Consider the following 16,721-nt stretch of genomic DNA (forward strand, 5'->3'; position numbering starts at 1 on the left):
CGGGCATGTTTCATCGCTTATGGACATTAATTCGCAAAGAGCTGCAATCGCTATTACGCGAACCGCAGACGCGAGCCATTCTGATTTTACCGGTGCTGATTCAGGTGATCCTGTTCCCGTTCGCGGCAACGCTGGAAGTCACCAACGCCACGATCGCTATCTATAACGAAGACAACGGTAAACATTCGGTTGAGCTTACCCAGCGCTTCGCCCGCGCCAGCGCTTTTACGCATGTTCTGCTGCTGAAAAGCCCGCAGGAGATTAAGCCTACCATCGATACGCAAAAAGCCCTGCTGCTGGTGCGCTTCCCGGCCAATTTTTCGCGCAACCTGGACACCTTCCAGCAAGCTCCTATGCAGATTATCCTCGACGGGCGTAACTCCAACAGCGCGCAAATTGCCGCCAATTACCTGCAGCAAATCGTTAAGACGTATCAGCAGGAGCTGATGGACGGCAAGCCGAAACCAAACAACAGCGAGCTGGTCGTGCGTAACTGGTACAATCCGAATCTGGATTATAAATGGTTCGTGGTGCCGTCGCTGATCGCCATGATCACCACTATCGGCGTAATGATCGTCACCTCGCTTTCGGTTGCTCGCGAGCGCGAGCAAGGTACGCTGGATCAGCTGCTGGTCTCCCCGCTTACCACCTGGCAGATTTTCATCGGTAAAGCTGTGCCCGCGCTGATTGTGGCTACTTTTCAGGCCACCATTGTGCTAGCAATTGGTATCTGGGCTTATGACATTCCATTTGCCGGTTCACTGGGGTTGTTCTATTTCACAATGGTAATTTACGGGCTGTCGCTGGTCGGCTTTGGTCTGCTGATTTCATCGCTGTGCGCCACCCAGCAGCAAGCGTTTATCGGCGTGTTTGTGTTTATGATGCCGGCGATTTTACTCTCGGGCTACGTCTCACCGGTCGAAAACATGCCGGTCTGGTTGCAGAATCTGACGTGGATAAACCCGATCCGCCATTTTACAGACATCACGAAACAGATTTACCTGAAGGATGCGAGTCTGCAGATTGTCTGGGGAAGTTTGTGGCCGCTGTTGGTGATAGCGGCCACAACCGGCTCAGCGGCGTATGCGATGTTTCGACGTAAGGTGATGTAGCTTTTTGTCTTTCGCCAGCAGCGAGACCACGGCGGGTCCGGCCAGGATCACCAGACCCGCCAGTGCCAGCAAGACGTTGTTTTGCAGCACGCGCGACAGCAACCACAGCACGATCATTGCGGCACCGAAATACCACGTGGTAGTCAGCTCTTCCAGCACATCAGCGACGTCGCGCCAGCGTTGTTCATGGTGACGTTGCAAGGCCAGCATTAATAAAACCGTTACGCCGTAAACGACGCATAATCCCAGGCCGACGCGCACCAGCGTGCCGCTCATCCAGCCCATTACCAGCAACGCCACTACCAGTAAATGCAACACAATCTGCCAGCAACTTAGACCCGTTGCGACACGAACACGTTGTTGCCACCTCATGGCTTTTCTCCTGAAGGATTTTCAACTAATTGTTCAGAGTACCGGACTTTACGGAAAATTCCGCAACACTGCATCTTTTTGTGACGATGACTACACTATTTTATTTAGGAAGTGACGCCAACGGGAGGCTCATGAGCGGATCGGGAGTTCAATTTTCATTCAATGTGCTCACCATTAATACTCACAAAGGGTTCACCGCCTTCAACCGGCGTTTTATTTTACCTGAGCTAAGGGAGGCCGTCAGAACGGTCGGTGCAGACATTGTATGCCTGCAGGAAGTGATGGGTGCGCACGAAGCTCATTCGCTGCACATTGAGAACTGGCCGGATACCAGCCACTACGAATTTCTGGCGGACACGATGTGGAGCGACTTCGCCTACGGGCGTAACGCCGTGTACCCGCAGGGACATCACGGTAATGCTGTGCTGTCGCGGTATCCCATTGAGCATTATGAAAATCGTGATGTGTCGGTCGGCGCGAGTGAAAAGCGCGGAGTCCTTTACTGCCGAATCGTACCGCCAATGCTCTCCCACCCCATCCATGTGATCTGTGTGCACCTCGGCCTGCGTGAAGCTCACCGCCAGGCCCAGCTCGCGATGCTGGCAGACTGGGTTAACGCCCTGCCCGATGCGGAGCCGGTGGTGATTGCCGGGGATTTTAACGACTGGCGGCAAACGGCCAATCGCCCGTTGAAAGCCAAAGCTGGCCTTGACGAGATTTTTACCCGCGCCCACGGCCGCCCGGCGCGAACATTTCCGGTGCAGTTTCCCCTGCTGCGTCTGGACAGGATCTATGTGAAAAACGCGAATGCCAGTACCCCAACGACGCTGGCGCTGCGTCACTGGCGACATTTGTCCGATCATGCCCCTCTGAGTGCGGAGATTCATTTATGAAATATGGCTGGCGTGAAGGCAATCAAATTCAACTACTGGAAAACGGCGATCAATTCTACCCCGCCGTCTTTGACGCCATTGAACAGGCGCAGCAAAAAATAATCCTCGAGACCTTTATCTGGTTTGAAGATGCGGTAGGAAAACAGCTGCATGCCGCGTTGCTCGAAGCCGCCCGGCGAGGAATCAAAGCAGAGGTGCTGCTGGATGGCTACGGCTCGCCGGATCTTAGCGACAGTTTTGTCGAAGAGCTCACCGTAGCCGGCGTTGTTTTCCGCTACTACGATCCGCGTCCGCGTCTGTTCGGGATGCGCACTAATCTCTTTCGCCGTATGCATCGCAAAATTGTGGTCATTGATGATCGTGTTGCCTTTGTTGGCGGCATCAATTACTCCGCTGAACACATGTCTGATTACGGTCCGGAGGCCAAGCAGGATTACGCCGTGCGCGTTGAAGGTCCAGTCGTTGCTGACATTCTGAAATTCGTGCTGGAAAACTTGCCCGGACAGAGCGCTGTACGACGCTGGTGGCGACGTCATCACCGGGCAATCGACAATCATCGACCCGGCGAAGCGCAGGCGCTGTTTGTCTGGCGCGATAACGAAGAACATCGTGATGATATTGAACGCCACTATCTGAAAATGCTGACCCAGGCACGGCGGGAAGTGATCATCGCCAATGCCTACTTCTTTCCCGGCTATCGCTTTCTGCATGCCCTGCGTAAAGCGGCCCGACGGGGCGTTCGGGTAAAACTCATCGTGCAGGGTGAACCAGATATTCCGATTGTGAAAGTGGGCGCCCGCCTGCTGTACAACTATCTGGTAAAAGGCGGCGTCCATGTCTATGAATACCGCCGTAAACCTCTGCATGGCAAAGTGGCGCTGATGGACGATCACTGGGCGACGGTGGGCTCCAGCAATCTTGATCCACTGAGCCTGTCACTGAATCTGGAGGCAAATCTGATTATTCATGACCGTACGTTTAATCAGACCCTGCGTGACAACCTGAACCCTATTATTGCGCAGGACTGCAAGCGGGTTGATGAATCCATGTTGCCAAAACGCACCTGGTGGAACCTGACCAAGAGCGTACTGGCCTTCCACTTTTTACGCCACTTCCCGGCACTGGTCGGCTGGCTGCCGGCGCATACCCCGCATCTGGCCGAGGTAGAGCCGCCCGCACAGCCCGCTCTGGAAACTCAGGACCGTATACAAACTGAGGATGCAGGAGGGAAAACCTGATGGCAAAAAGCCACCGACGCTGGCGGTTAGCGAAAAAGATCGTCACATGGCTGTTTTTTATTGCGGTGATCGTGCTGCTGGTTGTTTATGCCAGCAAGGTCAACTGGCAGGAAGTGTGGACGGTAATTCGCGATTACAATCGGATCGCCCTGCTCAGCGCCGTGGGGTTGGTGATCGTCAGTTATTTACTTTACGGCTGTTATGATCTGCTCGGGCGCTACTACTGCGGCCACAAACTGGCAAAACGCCAGGTCATGCTGGTGTCGTTTATCTGTTACGCCTTCAACCTGACGTTGAGCACCTGGGTGGGTGGTATAGGGATGCGTTATCGCCTTTACTCGCGCCTCGGATTGCCGGGGGGCACAATAACGCGGATTTTTTCGCTGAGTATTACCACTAACTGGCTGGGCTATATTCTGCTGGGCGGTTTTATATTTACCTTCGGCGTCGTCGAACTGCCCGCACACTGGTATATCGATGAAGGCACATTGCGCATCTTAGGCATTGCGCTGCTGCTGATTATTGTTGTTTATCTGTGGTTTTGCGCCTTCGCTAAACATCGTCACATCACCATCAAGGGCCAAAAACTGGTGCTGCCCTCCTGGAAATTTGCCCTCGCGCAAATGACGATATCCAGTGCGAACTGGATGGTAATGGGGGCGATTATCTGGTTGTTGCTCGGTCAGAATATCGATTATTTCTTCGTGCTGGGCGTGCTGCTGGTGAGCAGTATTGCCGGCGTAATCGTGCATATTCCCGCGGGGATCGGCGTGCTGGAAGCGGTGTTTATGGCGCTGCTGGCAGGAGAGGACACGTCTCAGGGAACAATCATTGCTGCCCTGCTCGCGTATCGCGTGTTGTACTATTTTATTCCGCTGCTTCTGGCACTGGTGTGTTATTTGCTGCTGGAGAGTCGGGCAAAAAAGTTGCGGGTAAAAAACGAGAAGGCGATGGCGAAATGATGGTGTATATAGTGCCGGATGCGGCGTAACGCCTTATCCGGCCTACTTTTGATACCAAGCGGTAGGCCGGATAAGCGCAGCGCCATCCGGCAACAGAGAATTAACGACGATTGCCGAAAATACGCAGCAGCATCAGGAACAGGTTGATGAAGTCCAGATACAGCGTTAAGGCCCCAAGAATCGCGTATTTACGCAGATTGGAGCTGTCGCGCAGGTCAATCTGCTCACCGATATTTTTCAACTTCTGCGTGTCATAGGCGGTCAGACCAACAAACACAATCACCCCGATATAGGTCACCGCCCACATCAGCGCTTCGCTCTTCAGCCAAAAGTTAACCAGTGAGGCCAGCACAATACCGATCAGCGCCATAAACAGCATATTGCCGAAGCCGCTCAGATCACGTTTGGTGGTGTAGCCATACAAACTCATGATCCCGAACATCCCTCCGGTAACCACGAAGGTGCTGGCGATAGACGAGTAGGTATAGACGATAAAAATGCTTGATAGCGTCAGCCCGGTTAATGCCGAATAGAGCATAAACAGCGTGGTCGCCATACCCGCGCTCAGCCTTTGCACCATGCCGGACAGGACGAACACCAGCGCCAGTTGAGCGATGATCAGGCCAAAGAAGGTGATTTTGCTGGAGAAGACAAACATCATCACCGCGGGTGTATTTGCCGCATACCAGGCGATAAACGCCGTCAGCATCAGTCCGCAGGTCATCCAGCCGTATACCTGCGCCATATACGTTTGCAGGCCGGAACGGGCCTGTACAATAGAATCGGATCGTGGGAATCGGTCCATGACAATCTCCTGAATCAGTATGAGCCTACAACAATTGTACTCTACCAGCGTTTTGCTGCTAGCTTATCGCTGTCGCGGGCATCAACCCAGCGCTCACCTTCCGGCGTGGCCTCGCGTTTCCAGAACGGCGCGCGGGTTTTCAGGTAATCCATAATGAATTGCCCGGCATCAAACGCGCTGCTGCGATGCGCACTGGTCACGCCAACAAACACGATTTCGTCACCCGGCCACAGTTCGCCAATGCGATGAATCACCGTCACCCGACCCAGCGGCCAGCGCAAACGCGCTTCGTCGACAATCTCCGCCAGCGCTTTTTCGGTCATTCCCGGATAGTGTTCCAGCGTTAACGCCTTAACGCTGTCACCGAGATTGTGATTGCGCACTTTACCGGTGAAAGTGACTACCGCGCCGTCTTCATCGCGCTCTGCCAGCCAGGGATACTCATCCCCGACGCGAAACGGCGCAGGGCCAACAACAATTCGCGTTTCCGCCATCTTAGCCTCCGGTTACCGGTGGGAAGAAAGCCACTTCGTCACCTGAGTTAAGGGGATGGTCAAAATCGACCAGCGTCTGGTTTACCGCCGCCAGTAGCTTGCCGTCTTCCAGCGCCAGCGCCCAGCGATCGCTTTTTGTGGCAAGATGCTTGCGCAGCGCTTCTACCGTTGCAAACTCGGCGGCAACCTCTAACGCATCGGTGTTTACCAGTTCGCGTACCTGAGCAAAGAAGAGAACCTTAATCATGCGCATCTACCTTAAAATCTCCGGACTTGCCGCCGCTTTTTGCCAGCAGACGCACCGGACCAATCACCATATCCTTTTGCACCGCTTTGCACATATCGTAGATGGTCAACGCCGCCACGGAGGCCGCCGTTAACGCTTCCATTTCAACGCCGGTTTTACCGGTCAGGCGACACAGCGTTTCAATCCGTACGCGGTTGTGCTCCGGTTCAGCGTGAAGATTGACTTCCACCTTACTCAGCATCAGCGGATGGCACAGCGGGATAAGATCCCAGGTACGTTTGGCGGCCTGAATACCCGCAATACGCGCCGTGGCGAATACATCACCTTTATGGTGGCTGCCATCGATAATCATCGCCAGAGTTTCGCTACGCATAGTCACGAATGCTTCAGCACGCGCCTCGCGTACAGTTTCCGCTTTGGCGGAGACATCCACCATATGCGCTTCGCCAGCGGCGTTAATATGAGTCAGTTGCGACATACTTATTTCTTCAAATGTGGGTGGAAATTACACGGACGCGTACGGGCATCAAGCTGCGGCGCAATGATATTTTCCCAGGCGGTACGACACGCTTTGGTCGAACCCGGCATGGCGAAAATCAGCGTTTTATTGGCCACTCCGGCAATCGCGCGGGATTGCAGCGTCGCGGTGCCAATCTCTTCAAACGACAGCATACGGAAGACTTCGCCAAACCCTTCAACTTCTCTGTCAAACAGCGGTTGCAGCGCTTCCGGCGCCTGGTCCCCTTCGGTTAACCCGGTACCGCCGGTAATGAGCACTACCTGTACATCATCACTGGCAATCCAGGCAGAAACCTGGGCGCGGATGGCGTAACGGTTTTCTTTGACAATCGCCTTATCAACAATCTGATGACCCGCTTCTTGCGCCGAGTCACGCAGATAATGGCCGGAGGTGTCATCTTCTTCGCCACGACGGTTGGAAACAGTAAGAATAGCAATGCGTGTCGGGATAAATTCAGCGCTTACCTGACTCATGAAAAACTCCTTTTAGCGATCAGCCGCCAATGTAAGATAAGTTTTGCGTAATACCGGTATTGTTCTGATGCAGGAAATGGGTCTGCTTTTTCTCCAGCAGCGCGGCTGAAATACGTTCTTCCAGCGCCGACTGCTGAGCGTCATCTTCCAGCAAATCACGCAGGCTTACGCCGCCTTCACCAAATAAACACAGATGAAGCTTGCCAACAGAGGAAACGCGCAGACGATTACAGGTGGCGCAGAAGTCTTTCTCATAAGGCATGATCAGACCAATTTCACCAACATAATCAGGATGACAGAAAACCTGAGCCGGGCCGTCGCTGCGCTGTCGGATCTGGTGGATCCAGCCGCGACGCAGCAGCTCATCGCGAAGTACCTGTCCGGAGATATGGTGTTTACGGAAGAGAGAGCTGCCTTCGCCCGTTTCCATCAGTTCAATAAAACGCAGTTGGATTGGCCGAGGTTGGATCCACGCAAGGAAGGTGTCCAGCTGATGATGGTTTACATCGCGCATCAGCACGGTGTTGACTTTCACTTTTTCAAAACCCGCATCAAAGGCGGCGTCAATGCCTGCCATCACCTGTTGAAACTTGTCCTGCCCGGTAATGGCATGAAACTGACGGGCATCCAGGCTGTCGACGCTGACGTTGAGCGCGGTCAGTCCGGCATCGCGCCAGGCAGCAGCATCGCGCGCCAGACGATAACCATTGGTGGTTACCGCAATCTGACGGATGGCGTCGTTTTCGCGCACGGCGGCGATAATGTCAGTAAAGTCGCGACGCAGTGAAGGTTCGCCCCCTGTCAGACGCACTTTTTCCGTTCCCAGACTGGCGAACGCGCGCGTGACACGGCGAATTTCATCAACGGTCAGAAAGCCGTTATTGGTGACCCCACCGGGCTTATAGCCATCCGGCAGGCAGTAGGTGCAACGAAAGTTACACACATCGGTAATCGACAAACGTAAGTAGTAAAACTTACGTGCGAAAGCATCGGTAAGTTGAGAGCCCATGTACACCTTTCCAAATACGGGAGACGTAGTCATTTCTTCCTGCGCCCTGGTGACAAACTTTTTCAAGTCTTGTCACGGCCAAAGCACCGTATCATTTGACCCAGGTGCAGAGGCTAGAGTGTTTATACTCGTCATACTTCGTGTTGCAGATGCGTTGGCTTCCGGCAACTCAAATTATTAAGAGTACTTAGTGGTTATGCCGATACTAGCGTGTAAATGACGCTTTTGCCATGTACACTTTCGTTGTATAAATACATACATAACGACATGATCGTGCAATTTCGCTACAGAATAAGCAAAAACCACAGTTTTGCATTGATATACATCATCTTGCCATCAGGTGGATCTCGTCAGAAAGGAGTAGATCGCAGAAAATAATTACGGCAGATGCCGACTGGATAATTGCTGAAAACACGCTATTTACGTTACTGTAGCGCCGATCAATTGATATCAGGAAAATATATGCGCACTCGCACGCTGGCAGATCTGGACCGCGTTGTCGCTCTCGGCGGAGGGCATGGATTAGGACGCGTTCTCTCCTCTCTTTCCCCATTAGGTTCCCGCCTGACGGGTATCGTCACCACCACGGATAACGGCGGGTCGACAGGTCGTATTCGTCGCTCTGAAGGCGGGATAGCCTGGGGAGACATGCGTAACTGTCTGAACCAGTTAATTACCCAGCCCAGCGTCGCATCCGCGATGTTTGAGTACCGTTTTGGCGGTAATGGCGAGCTTTCCGGGCATAACCTCGGAAATTTGATGTTAAAGGCGTTGGATCACCTGAGCGTGCGGCCTCTGGAGGCGATAAATTTAATTCGTAGCCTACTGAAAGTCGACGCGCATTTAATTCCGATGTCTGAGCTGCCGGTCGATTTAATGGCTATCGACGATCAGGGGCATGAGGTGTATGGCGAAGTGAATATCGATCAGCTCACCATCCCGCCTCAGGAGCTGATGCTGTCGCCAAAAGTGCCAACCACGCGCGAAGCGGTAGAGGCTATCGCTGAAGCTGATTTGATTTTAATTGGGCCAGGCAGTTTTTACACCAGCCTGATGCCGATCCTGCTGCTCGACGAAATGGCGCAGGCGTTACGTCGCACACCGGCTCCGATGGTCTATATAGGCAATCTTGGGCGCGAATTAAGCCTGCCAGCCGCCAGCCTGACGCTTAACGACAAGCTGACCATCATCGAACAGTACGTCGGGAAAAAAGTCATTGATGCGGTGGTTGTCGGACCGAAAGTGGATGCTTCCGCCGTTACCGACCGCGTTGTCATTCAGGAAGTGCTGGAAGCCAGCGATATTCCGTATCGCCATGACCGCCAGCTATTACATAGTGCGCTGGAGAAAGCGGTGCAGGCGCTGGGCTAAACGGATTAGCCTGATGCGCTGCGCTTATCAGGCCTACAAAACGCTCTGCTCCGGCATCCGACCTACGAACGCGATCTTTGCCGTAGCCGGATAAGGGGTTTACCCCGCATCCGGCACACTCTTATGATGCTGCGATAAACAACTCGCGCAGTTGATGCAACTGGTCACGGATCGTCGCTGCCTCTTCAAATTCGAGATTCTGCGCATGCTGCATCATCTGCCCTTCCAGCTCGTGAATCTTCTGCTGCAGCGCTTTTGGCGTCATATCCAGTTCCACAACTTCAGACTTCGCGCCTGCGCGTGACTTCCCTTTGCCTTTCGCCTTGGTCTTCGCAATATTCTGACCCAGCGCCAGAATATCGACCACTTTCTTATTCAGGCCCTGCGGCGTAATACCGTGCTCTTCGTTGTAGAGTTGCTGTTTCTCACGACGACGTTCGGTTTCACCAATCGCTTTAGCCATTGAGGCGGTAATTTTATCGCCGTAGAGAATAGCCTTACCGTTGATGTTACGCGCCGCACGACCGATGGTCTGGATAAGCGAACGTTCAGAACGCAGGAACCCTTCTTTGTCTGCGTCCAGAATCGCCACCAGGGAGACCTCAGGCATGTCCAGACCTTCACGTAACAGGTTGATACCCACCAGTACGTCAAACTCGCCCAGACGCAGGTCACGAATGATTTCCATGCGTTCCACAGTATCGATGTCAGAGTGCAGATAACGCACCCGCTCGCCATGTTCTTCGAGGTATTCTGTGAGGTCTTCTGCCATCCGTTTGGTCAGCGTGGTGACCAGCACACGTTCGTTAATCGCCGCACGGGTGCGGATCTCCGACAGCAGATCGTCAACCTGCGTCGCCACCGGACGCACCTCAATGACCGGATCCAGCAGGCCGGTCGGTCGTACCACCTGATCGACCACTTCATCACCGGATTTCTCCAGCTCATAGTTGCCCGGCGTCGCCGAAACGTAGATAGTTTGCGGAGCCAGCGCCTCGAACTCTTCAAATTTGAGCGGACGGTTATCCAGCGCCGACGGCAGACGGAATCCGTATTCGACCAGGGTTTCTTTACGCGCCCGATCGCCGCGATACATGCCGCCAATTTGCGGGATAGTCACGTGGGATTCATCCACCACCAACAGGCCATCGGCAGGCAGGTAATCAAACAGCGTCGGCGGCGGCTCGCCAGGGCCGCGACCGGACAGATAGCGGGAGTAGTTTTCAATCCCCGAGCAGTAACCCAGCTCATTCATCATTTCCAAATCGAACTGGGTACGCTGACTTAAGCGCTGTTCTTCCAGCAGTTTGTTATTTGCCAACAGGACCTTACGCCGCTCTGCCAGCTCAACTTTAATTTCTTCCATCGCCTGTACAATACGTTCGCGCGGCGTCACGTAGTGCGTTTTAGGATAGATGGTGAAGCGCGAAATTGTGGATTCGACCTGCCCGGTCAGCGGGTCAAACAGCGATAAACGTTCGACCTCTTCATCAAACAGTTCCACGCGCAGCGCGATGTCGTCGGATTCTGCCGGGAAAATGTCGATCACTTCACCACGTACGCGGAAGGTCCCGCGCTGGAACGCCTGATCGTTGCGGGTATATTGCAGCTCCGCCAGACGACGCAGGATCGCACGCTGGTCGATAATCATCCCCACCGTCAGGTGCAACATCATTTTCAGGTACAGATCCGGGTCACCCAGACCATAAATCGCCGAAACCGACGCCACGACAACGACATCGCGACGTTCCAGCAGCGCTTTGGTTGCCGACAGGCGCATCTGCTCAATATGTTCGTTGACCGAAGCATCTTTCTCGATGAAGGTGTCAGAACTGGGTACGTAGGCTTCCGGCTGATAATAGTCGTAGTAAGAGACGAAATACTCCACCGCGTTATCCGGGAAGAACTCTTTCATCTCACCGTACAGCTGAGCAGCAAGTGTCTTATTGGGGGCCAGCACCATGGTAGGACGCTGCAAGTCCGCAATCACGTTAGCGATGGTGAATGTTTTCCCCGACCCCGTCACCCCCAGTAGCGTCTGATGCGCCAGACCATCCTCCAGACCTTCTTCCAGGCGACGAATCGCCTCAGGCTGATCGCCAGAGGGTTTAAAAGCGGAATTTAGTTTGAACGGTTTACTCATGAGCAGCTACCTGAAGCAATGGGCGGGCAGGTGTGTAATTTTACTCGCAGCCGTATATTTTGCCAGTAAAATATACTGGATGAAAAAACAGTAACGCGCCAGAATATTTCTGTTACCCCAGCAAAATGGCCGTGACTACAGGCTAAAATTTGTCCGCAGGCAAGATAAAACACCAGCAAAAATGTGTTATCCCCAAACCAATGACTTTTTTAACATTTGTCAAGCTACTCGATGAAAGTTTTGTGGCAACGCATGACACTTCTGCGACAGCCATTGCATTTATCTAACATCCTGTAATTTAATGATTATTATCTCGAGCCGTCTTTCGCATCAATTTAGTCGCAGGCCGCGTCTTCTCTCGCTTACATTGTGTTTTCTAACCCTAATACACAAGGTTATCCACAGGAATAGTGGATAACTGCCTCCAGCCCGTATGGACTGTAGCCTGGCAAAAACGTCCTGATGGTCTTTTCTGGTGGGATAAAAAAAAATTATCGCTATTTTTTGATATTTATCAGCTAACGAAGCGACCTCGGATGGCCGAGATCTTGCTCGCATTTTCATCATTTTCCTGCCTGCACCATCACGACACCACCAGGCACTGCCAATGTGCACAAAAGAACGTCAGGAATGCGGTCAGTAAGAATTTACCGCCAGCGCTGCACGCCATCCTGCTGTATTTTTCCCCAATTCCGCTTCTGGCAAGAGATTTGCAGTTTTCTCCCGACCACCAGTCCGCGAGGCGGATATCATCATGAGGGAGAAATCTATGTTGAGTCTTCGTGCAGTGAATCACTATTACGGTAATCAACACTCGCTTTGGGATGTCGATCTCGACCTGTTGCCCGGTAAATGTACCGCCGTGCTGGGTCTTCCAGGGATGGGAAAGACTACGCTTGCCAATTGCATCATCGGCAATTTACCGATTGAGAGCGGAACTATGTTCTGGCATCAGGCTGGCGCACCACCTTGCGATCTGCTTCAGATTCCGGCGGCAAAGCGCATTGCACTAGGTATTAACTGTGTATCACAGGAGCGGCGAATTTTTTCGCAACTGACGGTAGAGGAAAATCTGCACATTGCGCGCCAGGCGGTTGAGGAAAGCGAAGCAATGAACAGCAGAGATATTTACCGCCTGTTTCCACAGCTGTTTGTACTGCGTCAGGCCAAAGGGGTGGCATTGTCGGAGGAAAATCAGCACCAGCTTGCACTCGCCAGTGCGTTGGTCACTCGCCCGCGTCTGCTGATCCTCGATGAGCCCACACGAGGAACAGGCCAGGCGTATATCCACAAACTGGGGAATCTGATTGTGAGGCTAAGTCAGGAGCTTGGCATCACCATTATGCTCGCGGAGCAGAGCCTGCCGTTCATTCGTCGGGTCGCCGACTGCTATTGCTTGTTACATCGTGGCCGCAACGTGGCTCAAGGGCAAATAACACAATTCAGCGACCCGCTAATCAACGACTGGTGGATGCCAGAGACAAAACGCTAAGATCGATATAACGACCTGTCGATGCTTGCTCCGGCTCTTCTGCCAGCCAAGGAATTTCCCCCAGCAGCGGAGCCGCAAGCGCACGCTTTAGCGTCGCCATATATTCAGCATGACGCTTGCCGGGTGGCGTCACATCATTGGCAACCCATCCGGCGAGCGTCAGCCCGGCCTGCTGCACCGCCTGAGCGGTCAAAATGGCATGATTGATACAACCGAGCTTAACGCCAACCACCAGAATCACCGGCAGTTGTTCCGCTTTTACCCAGTCAGAAAAACTCAACGTAGGCGAAAGCGGCGTAAACCATCCGCCTGCACCTTCCACCAATACCCAGTCAGCCTGTTCTTCAAGCAAGCGTAAACCCGCAGACATCACGGAGGCCTGAATGGGGCGCCCTTCGTCAGCACTGATGATATGCGGTGAGGTAGGTTCCGCGAAGGTATACGGATTGATGGCTGCATAATCCACGGCTACAACGCTGTTGCGCTGTAGCGCCAGCGCATCACTGTTTCGCAGACCTTCATCCGTCATTTCACTGCCTGACGCCACCGGCTTATAGCCGACGGTTCGCAATCCCAACTGTCCCGCCGCCTGAAGCAACGCACAACTGGCGATAGTTTTACCTACTTCAGTGTCCGTCCCGGTGACAAAATACGTGTTAGTCACGTTGAATCACTCCCAAAAAAAGATGATAGGTCAGCGGATATTTCCCCTGCTGACAGGGCCAGGCGAGCTGTAGCTGACGCAGTTGCGAGCGGGTCAGCACACGCTGCTCGCGTCCATCATGCAAATGCGTCGCACCAATACCCTTCAACGAGCGCATGGCGCTCAGCGCATCGTCAAACCACAGCGTGACGGCATGAGACTGGTATTCAACGTCCCAGCCGCACAGCGCGTTTTCCAGTTGCTCCACGGGCAAAAAACGGTTGGCATGCTCCCGGTCATCAACTGTTCGCCACGCCTGACGAAGTTCCGGCATCGAACCTTGCGCCAGGGTACTAAACGCCACCGTTCCGCCAGGACGCACCACCCGGTATAGCTCGCTTAACGCACCGCGTAGGTCGCTGCACCACTGCACGGCCAGATTGCTCCAGGCCAGGTCGAAAGTGGCAGCGGCCTGCGGAATGGCTTCGATATCCGCCAGCAGATAGTGATGGGCAACATCGTGACGCTGCGCTTCAGCCAGCATTTGCGCCGAAAGATCCAACGCACAGACCTCACTCCCCTGCTCCCTCCAGTAGCGACTCATACGCCCAGGCCCACAGCCCGCGTCCAAAACCCGTGAGAACGCCCGGCCATCGAGTTGTGCCAGTAACGCATCGGCGCTCTGACGCTGTAGCTCTGCGTGTTGCTCATAGTGGGTGGCAGCGCGGCCAAACGCGGCGGCAATCGCCTGTTTATTGACCTGCGCCATGCAACACCTCCAGTAGACGATCGATATCCTGCACCTCATGCGCCTGGGTCAGCGTCAGCCGTAATCTGGCCGTACCAATGGGCACCGTTGGTGGGCGAATCGCCGTCACCCAGCATCCCTGTTGCCGTAATGTCTGTGCCAGTTGCAGGGCTTTATGATTGTCGCCAACGATCAGCGGTTGAATAGCGCTGTCTGAATGCGCCAGCGTCAAATCCGTAGTATTCACCCCAGCGCGAAAACGCTGGATCAGCATCGCTAACTTTTCCCGGCGTTCATCGCCTTCACGGCTGCGGATCACCGCCAGCGCGGCGCGTAAAGCCTGCGCCTGCGCCGGAGGCATACTGGTGCTGTAGATCAGATGGCGGGCAAACTGCAGCAGATAGTCGGCCACGCTATCAGAACACAGGATCGCCGCACCGCTGACGCCAAACCCTTTGCCAAACGTCACTACGAGCAGCTCAGGTTTCACCTGCTGTCGAGAGCACGAACCGCGCCCTTCCTCACCGCTTACGCCAATCCCATGCGCATCATCCACCAGCAGCCACGCGCCCTGCCGTTTCGCCACCGCGTGGATTTTTGCCAGCGGCGCACTATCGCCATCCATGCTGAATACGCCTTCAGTGACCACCAGCTGCTGCCCCGGACAGGGGGAAGTCAGCAGACGCTCCAGATGTTGCGGATCGTTATGGGTAAAGCGACGTAAAACAGCAGGGCTAAGGCTGGCGGCCTCCAACAGCGAGGCATGGCTAAGCCTGTCGGCGACAATGCGATCGTCTTTTTCCATCAATGCGGCTATCACTGCCTGATTAGCGGCAAAACCGGAGATGAACAACAGCGCCCGGGAATAGCCGAGCCACTGCGCCAGCTCTTCTTCCAGCGCCTGATGCGCAACGGAATAACCGCTGACATGGCCCGAGCCGCCACTGCCGACGCCAAAACGCTCAGCACCCTGCTGCCACGCGCAGATAATTTGCGGATGGTGGCTTAAGCCGAGATAGTCGTTGCTGGAGAAATTCAGATACTGACGACCGCCAGCCTGTAACCAGCGACCAGCACCCTGTGTCACTGCATAGCGCCGACGCCACGCATCAGCACGACGACGCGCCGTTAGCGCATCGTCGATTTTTTGCTGCCAGGTCATACGGTTGCCGCGTTGTAGTAATCGTCGGTATCCGGGGTACGCAGCGCCTGCTCCAGACGTTGTTGCTGTTCGTTATCACCCGCCAGTACCGCCGTTTGCTGGGGGTTAAGACCCAGCTTTCGGAACAACAATAAATCTTTATCTTCGTTCGGGTTCGGCGTGGTCAGCAGTTTGCAGCCGTAGAAAATCGAGTTGGCCCCGGCCATAAAGCACATTGCCTGGGTTTGTTCGTTCATCTGCTCGCGCCCGGCAGAAAGACGTACGTATGAGGTCGGCATCATGATACGCGCGACGGCGATAGTACGAATAAAATCAAAAGCATCCACGTCGTCGTTATCGGCAAGCGGCGTGCCCTTCACTTTCACCAGCATGTTGATCGGCACGCTTTCCGGTGGCGTCGGCAGATTCGCTAATTGCAGCAGCAGACCCGCGCGGTCGGTCACCGTTTCACCCAGCCCCACAATCCCGCCGGAGCAAACTTTAATGCCCGCCTCACGCACTTTATCCAGCGTATCCAGGCGCTCCTGATACGAACGGGTGGTAATGATATTGCCGTAAAATTCCGGCGAGGTGTCGAGGTTGTGGTTGTAGTAGTCCAGACCCGCATTGGCCAGGCGCTGGGCCTGAGATTCGTCCAGCGTGCCCAGCGTCATACAGGCTTCCAGCCCCAGTTCTTTCACGCCCTGAACCATTTGTTCCAGGTACGGCATATCGCGTTCGTGAGGGTTCTTCCACGCCGCGCCCATGCAAAACCGCGTTGAACCGGCTTGTTTCGCCTTACGGGCAGAGTCCAGAACCTGTTCAACTTCCATCAAACGTTCCGTTTCCAGTCCGGTTTTATAGCGGGAACTTTGCGGGCAGTATTTGCAGTCTTCCGGGCAAGCACCGGTCTTAATCGACAGCAGCGTACTAACTTGTACCTGCCGCGGATCGAAATGCTGACGATGAACCTGCTGCGCTTCAAACAACAGATCCAGCAGCGGTTTTTCAAATAATTCGGTGACTTGCGACATTGTCCAGCGAGAAGAATGAGCCAT

General features: G+C 54.1%; 19 protein-coding genes and 1 riboswitch. Of the genes, 7 read left to right on the top strand and 12 right to left on the bottom strand.

Going from position 1 to position 16,721, the window contains the following annotated elements; genetic code table 11:
• Positions 1-5 precede the first annotated feature (5 nt).
• Entirely contained in the window at positions 6-1,112 is a 1,107-nt protein-coding gene (locus OGV85_RS21680) for an ABC transporter permease (protein WP_003837035.1), read from the top strand.
• Here OGV85_RS21680 and OGV85_RS21685 read toward each other — a convergent pair.
• Positions 1,074-1,484 (bottom strand): YbhQ family protein, encoded by a 411-nt coding sequence (locus tag OGV85_RS21685; protein ID WP_003035203.1) that lies wholly within the window; start codon positions 1,482-1,484, stop codon positions 1,074-1,076. The two genes, OGV85_RS21680 and OGV85_RS21685, sit on opposite strands and share 39 nt — an antisense overlap.
• Positions 1,485-1,615: 131 nt before the next feature.
• On the opposite strand from OGV85_RS21685, the gene OGV85_RS21690 reads away from it, so the two are divergent.
• Genes OGV85_RS21690 through OGV85_RS21700 form a run of 3 tightly spaced genes read left to right on the top strand, consistent with a single transcriptional unit; the run spans position 1,616 to position 4,577 of the window.
• A complete protein-coding gene (locus OGV85_RS21690; protein WP_061548092.1) occupies positions 1,616-2,377 on the top strand; it encodes an endonuclease/exonuclease/phosphatase family protein in 762 nt (253 codons plus the stop codon).
• Positions 2,374-3,615, top strand: coding sequence for a cardiolipin synthase ClsB (clsB, locus tag OGV85_RS21695; RefSeq protein WP_061548091.1), 1,242 nt, complete (start codon positions 2,374-2,376; stop codon positions 3,613-3,615). The genes OGV85_RS21690 and clsB overlap by 4 nt, the downstream gene beginning before the upstream one ends.
• Positions 3,615-4,577 (top strand): lysylphosphatidylglycerol synthase domain-containing protein, encoded by a 963-nt coding sequence (locus OGV85_RS21700; RefSeq protein WP_061548090.1) that lies wholly within the window; start codon positions 3,615-3,617, stop codon positions 4,575-4,577. Before clsB ends, OGV85_RS21700 begins: the two co-directional genes overlap by 1 nt.
• Positions 4,578-4,677: 100 nt before the next feature.
• Here OGV85_RS21700 and OGV85_RS21705 read toward each other — a convergent pair whose 3' ends face one another.
• The 6 genes from OGV85_RS21705 to moaA all read right to left on the bottom strand — a co-directional run bounded on the left by OGV85_RS21705 (position 4,678) and on the right by moaA (position 8,125).
• Positions 4,678-5,382, bottom strand: a complete 705-nt coding sequence (locus OGV85_RS21705; protein ID WP_003035195.1) for a Bax inhibitor-1/YccA family protein — start codon at positions 5,380-5,382, stop codon at positions 4,678-4,680.
• Positions 5,383-5,423: 41 nt separating this feature from the next.
• Positions 5,424-5,876: a molybdopterin synthase catalytic subunit MoaE gene (gene moaE / locus OGV85_RS21710; protein ID WP_003035193.1), complete on the bottom strand. Its 453-nt coding sequence runs from the start codon at positions 5,874-5,876 to the stop codon at positions 5,424-5,426.
• A 1-nt stretch (position 5,877) separates the two neighbouring features.
• The gene (moaD, locus tag OGV85_RS21715) at positions 5,878-6,123 is read right to left on the bottom strand and encodes a molybdopterin synthase sulfur carrier subunit (protein ID WP_061548089.1); all 246 of its coding nucleotides are present in this window, start codon (positions 6,121-6,123) and stop codon (positions 5,878-5,880) included.
• A complete protein-coding gene (gene moaC / locus OGV85_RS21720) occupies positions 6,116-6,601 on the bottom strand; it encodes a cyclic pyranopterin monophosphate synthase MoaC (protein WP_003035188.1) in 486 nt (161 codons plus the stop codon). Before moaC ends, moaD begins: the two co-directional genes overlap by 8 nt.
• A gap of 2 nt (positions 6,602-6,603) precedes the next feature.
• A complete protein-coding gene (gene moaB / locus OGV85_RS21725; RefSeq protein ID WP_003035187.1) occupies positions 6,604-7,116 on the bottom strand; it encodes a molybdenum cofactor biosynthesis protein B in 513 nt (170 codons plus the stop codon).
• 19 nt (positions 7,117-7,135) lie between these two features.
• Positions 7,136-8,125 carry a GTP 3',8-cyclase MoaA gene (gene moaA / locus OGV85_RS21730; RefSeq protein WP_003035186.1) on the bottom strand — a complete coding sequence of 330 codons (990 nt, stop codon included), beginning with the start codon at positions 8,123-8,125 and terminating at the stop codon, positions 7,136-7,138.
• Positions 8,113-8,258: riboswitch (molybdenum cofactor riboswitch) on the bottom strand. Its footprint overlaps the gene before it by 13 nt.
• Positions 8,259-8,587: 329 nt before the next feature.
• Between moaA and yvcK the strand changes: the two genes are divergently transcribed.
• Complete coding sequence (gene yvcK, locus OGV85_RS21735) at positions 8,588-9,496, top strand: uridine diphosphate-N-acetylglucosamine-binding protein YvcK (protein WP_061548088.1); 909 nt, start codon at positions 8,588-8,590, stop codon at positions 9,494-9,496.
• A gap of 121 nt (positions 9,497-9,617) precedes the next feature.
• Here the strand turns inward: yvcK and uvrB are convergent, their stop codons facing one another.
• On the bottom strand, positions 9,618-11,639 hold the full coding sequence (uvrB, locus tag OGV85_RS21740) for an excinuclease ABC subunit UvrB (RefSeq protein WP_003831523.1): 2,022 nt from the start codon (positions 11,637-11,639) through the stop codon (positions 9,618-9,620).
• A gap of 410 nt (positions 11,640-12,049) precedes the next feature.
• Here uvrB and OGV85_RS21745 point away from each other — a divergent pair, with 410 nt between their 5' ends.
• Together OGV85_RS21745 and OGV85_RS21750 are read left to right on the top strand one after the other, a co-directional pair.
• Positions 12,050-12,397 carry a hypothetical protein gene (locus OGV85_RS21745; RefSeq protein ID WP_149029355.1) on the top strand — a complete coding sequence of 116 codons (348 nt, stop codon included), beginning with the start codon at positions 12,050-12,052 and terminating at the stop codon, positions 12,395-12,397.
• Between the two features lie 11 nt (positions 12,398-12,408).
• Positions 12,409-13,131, top strand: coding sequence for an ABC transporter ATP-binding protein (locus OGV85_RS21750; RefSeq protein WP_061548087.1), 723 nt, complete (start codon positions 12,409-12,411; stop codon positions 13,129-13,131).
• On the opposite strand, the gene bioD is transcribed toward OGV85_RS21750, so the two are convergent.
• The 4 genes from bioD to bioB are packed head-to-tail and all read right to left on the bottom strand — an operon-like array spanning position 13,097 to position 16,721.
• On the bottom strand, positions 13,097-13,795 hold the full coding sequence (gene bioD, locus OGV85_RS21755) for a dethiobiotin synthase (protein ID WP_048219262.1): 699 nt from the start codon (positions 13,793-13,795) through the stop codon (positions 13,097-13,099). The two genes, OGV85_RS21750 and bioD, sit on opposite strands and share 35 nt — an antisense overlap.
• On the bottom strand, positions 13,788-14,543 hold the full coding sequence (gene bioC, locus OGV85_RS21760) for a malonyl-ACP O-methyltransferase BioC (protein ID WP_003035177.1): 756 nt from the start codon (positions 14,541-14,543) through the stop codon (positions 13,788-13,790). Before bioC ends, bioD begins: the two co-directional genes overlap by 8 nt.
• Entirely contained in the window at positions 14,527-15,684 is a 1,158-nt protein-coding gene (gene bioF, locus OGV85_RS21765; RefSeq protein ID WP_003035174.1) for an 8-amino-7-oxononanoate synthase, read from the bottom strand. The genes bioC and bioF overlap by 17 nt, the downstream gene beginning before the upstream one ends.
• Positions 15,681-16,721: a biotin synthase BioB gene (gene bioB / locus OGV85_RS21770; protein ID WP_003837062.1), complete on the bottom strand. Its 1,041-nt coding sequence runs from the start codon at positions 16,719-16,721 to the stop codon at positions 15,681-15,683. The genes bioF and bioB overlap by 4 nt, the downstream gene beginning before the upstream one ends.

Origin of the sequence: Citrobacter sp. Cf132 (genome assembly GCF_030333885.1) — a bacterium.
GTDB lineage: Bacteria > Pseudomonadota > Gammaproteobacteria > Enterobacterales > Enterobacteriaceae > Citrobacter > Citrobacter freundii.

What these genes read in the sequence shown, in the direction of transcription:
- OGV85_RS21680 (WP_003837035.1), top strand. Translation starts at nt 6, where the DNA reads ATGTTTCATCGCTTATGGACATTAATTCGCAAAGAGCTGCAATCGCTA.
- bioC (WP_003035177.1), bottom strand. Translation starts at nt 14,543, where the DNA reads ATGGCGCAGGTCAATAAACAGGCGATTGCCGCCGCGTTTGGCCGCGCT.
- OGV85_RS21700 (WP_061548090.1), top strand. Translation starts at nt 3,615, where the DNA reads ATGGCAAAAAGCCACCGACGCTGGCGGTTAGCGAAAAAGATCGTCACA.
- clsB (WP_061548091.1), top strand. Translation starts at nt 2,374, where the DNA reads ATGAAATATGGCTGGCGTGAAGGCAATCAAATTCAACTACTGGAAAAC.
- OGV85_RS21750 (WP_061548087.1), top strand. Translation starts at nt 12,409, where the DNA reads ATGTTGAGTCTTCGTGCAGTGAATCACTATTACGGTAATCAACACTCG.
- uvrB (WP_003831523.1), bottom strand. Translation starts at nt 11,639, where the DNA reads ATGAGTAAACCGTTCAAACTAAATTCCGCTTTTAAACCCTCTGGCGAT.
- moaC (WP_003035188.1), bottom strand. Translation starts at nt 6,601, where the DNA reads ATGTCGCAACTGACTCATATTAACGCCGCTGGCGAAGCGCATATGGTG.
- moaE (WP_003035193.1), bottom strand. Translation starts at nt 5,876, where the DNA reads ATGGCGGAAACGCGAATTGTTGTTGGCCCTGCGCCGTTTCGCGTCGGG.
- OGV85_RS21685 (WP_003035203.1), bottom strand. Translation starts at nt 1,484, where the DNA reads ATGAGGTGGCAACAACGTGTTCGTGTCGCAACGGGTCTAAGTTGCTGG.
- bioF (WP_003035174.1), bottom strand. Translation starts at nt 15,684, where the DNA reads ATGACCTGGCAGCAAAAAATCGACGATGCGCTAACGGCGCGTCGTCGT.
- OGV85_RS21705 (WP_003035195.1), bottom strand. Translation starts at nt 5,382, where the DNA reads ATGGACCGATTCCCACGATCCGATTCTATTGTACAGGCCCGTTCCGGC.
- moaB (WP_003035187.1), bottom strand. Translation starts at nt 7,116, where the DNA reads ATGAGTCAGGTAAGCGCTGAATTTATCCCGACACGCATTGCTATTCTT.
- bioB (WP_003837062.1), bottom strand. Translation starts at nt 16,721, where the DNA reads ATGGCTCATTCTTCTCGCTGGACAATGTCGCAAGTCACCGAATTATTT.
- yvcK (WP_061548088.1), top strand. Translation starts at nt 8,588, where the DNA reads ATGCGCACTCGCACGCTGGCAGATCTGGACCGCGTTGTCGCTCTCGGC.
- moaA (WP_003035186.1), bottom strand. Translation starts at nt 8,125, where the DNA reads ATGGGCTCTCAACTTACCGATGCTTTCGCACGTAAGTTTTACTACTTA.
- moaD (WP_061548089.1), bottom strand. Translation starts at nt 6,123, where the DNA reads ATGATTAAGGTTCTCTTCTTTGCTCAGGTACGCGAACTGGTAAACACC.
- OGV85_RS21690 (WP_061548092.1), top strand. Translation starts at nt 1,616, where the DNA reads ATGAGCGGATCGGGAGTTCAATTTTCATTCAATGTGCTCACCATTAAT.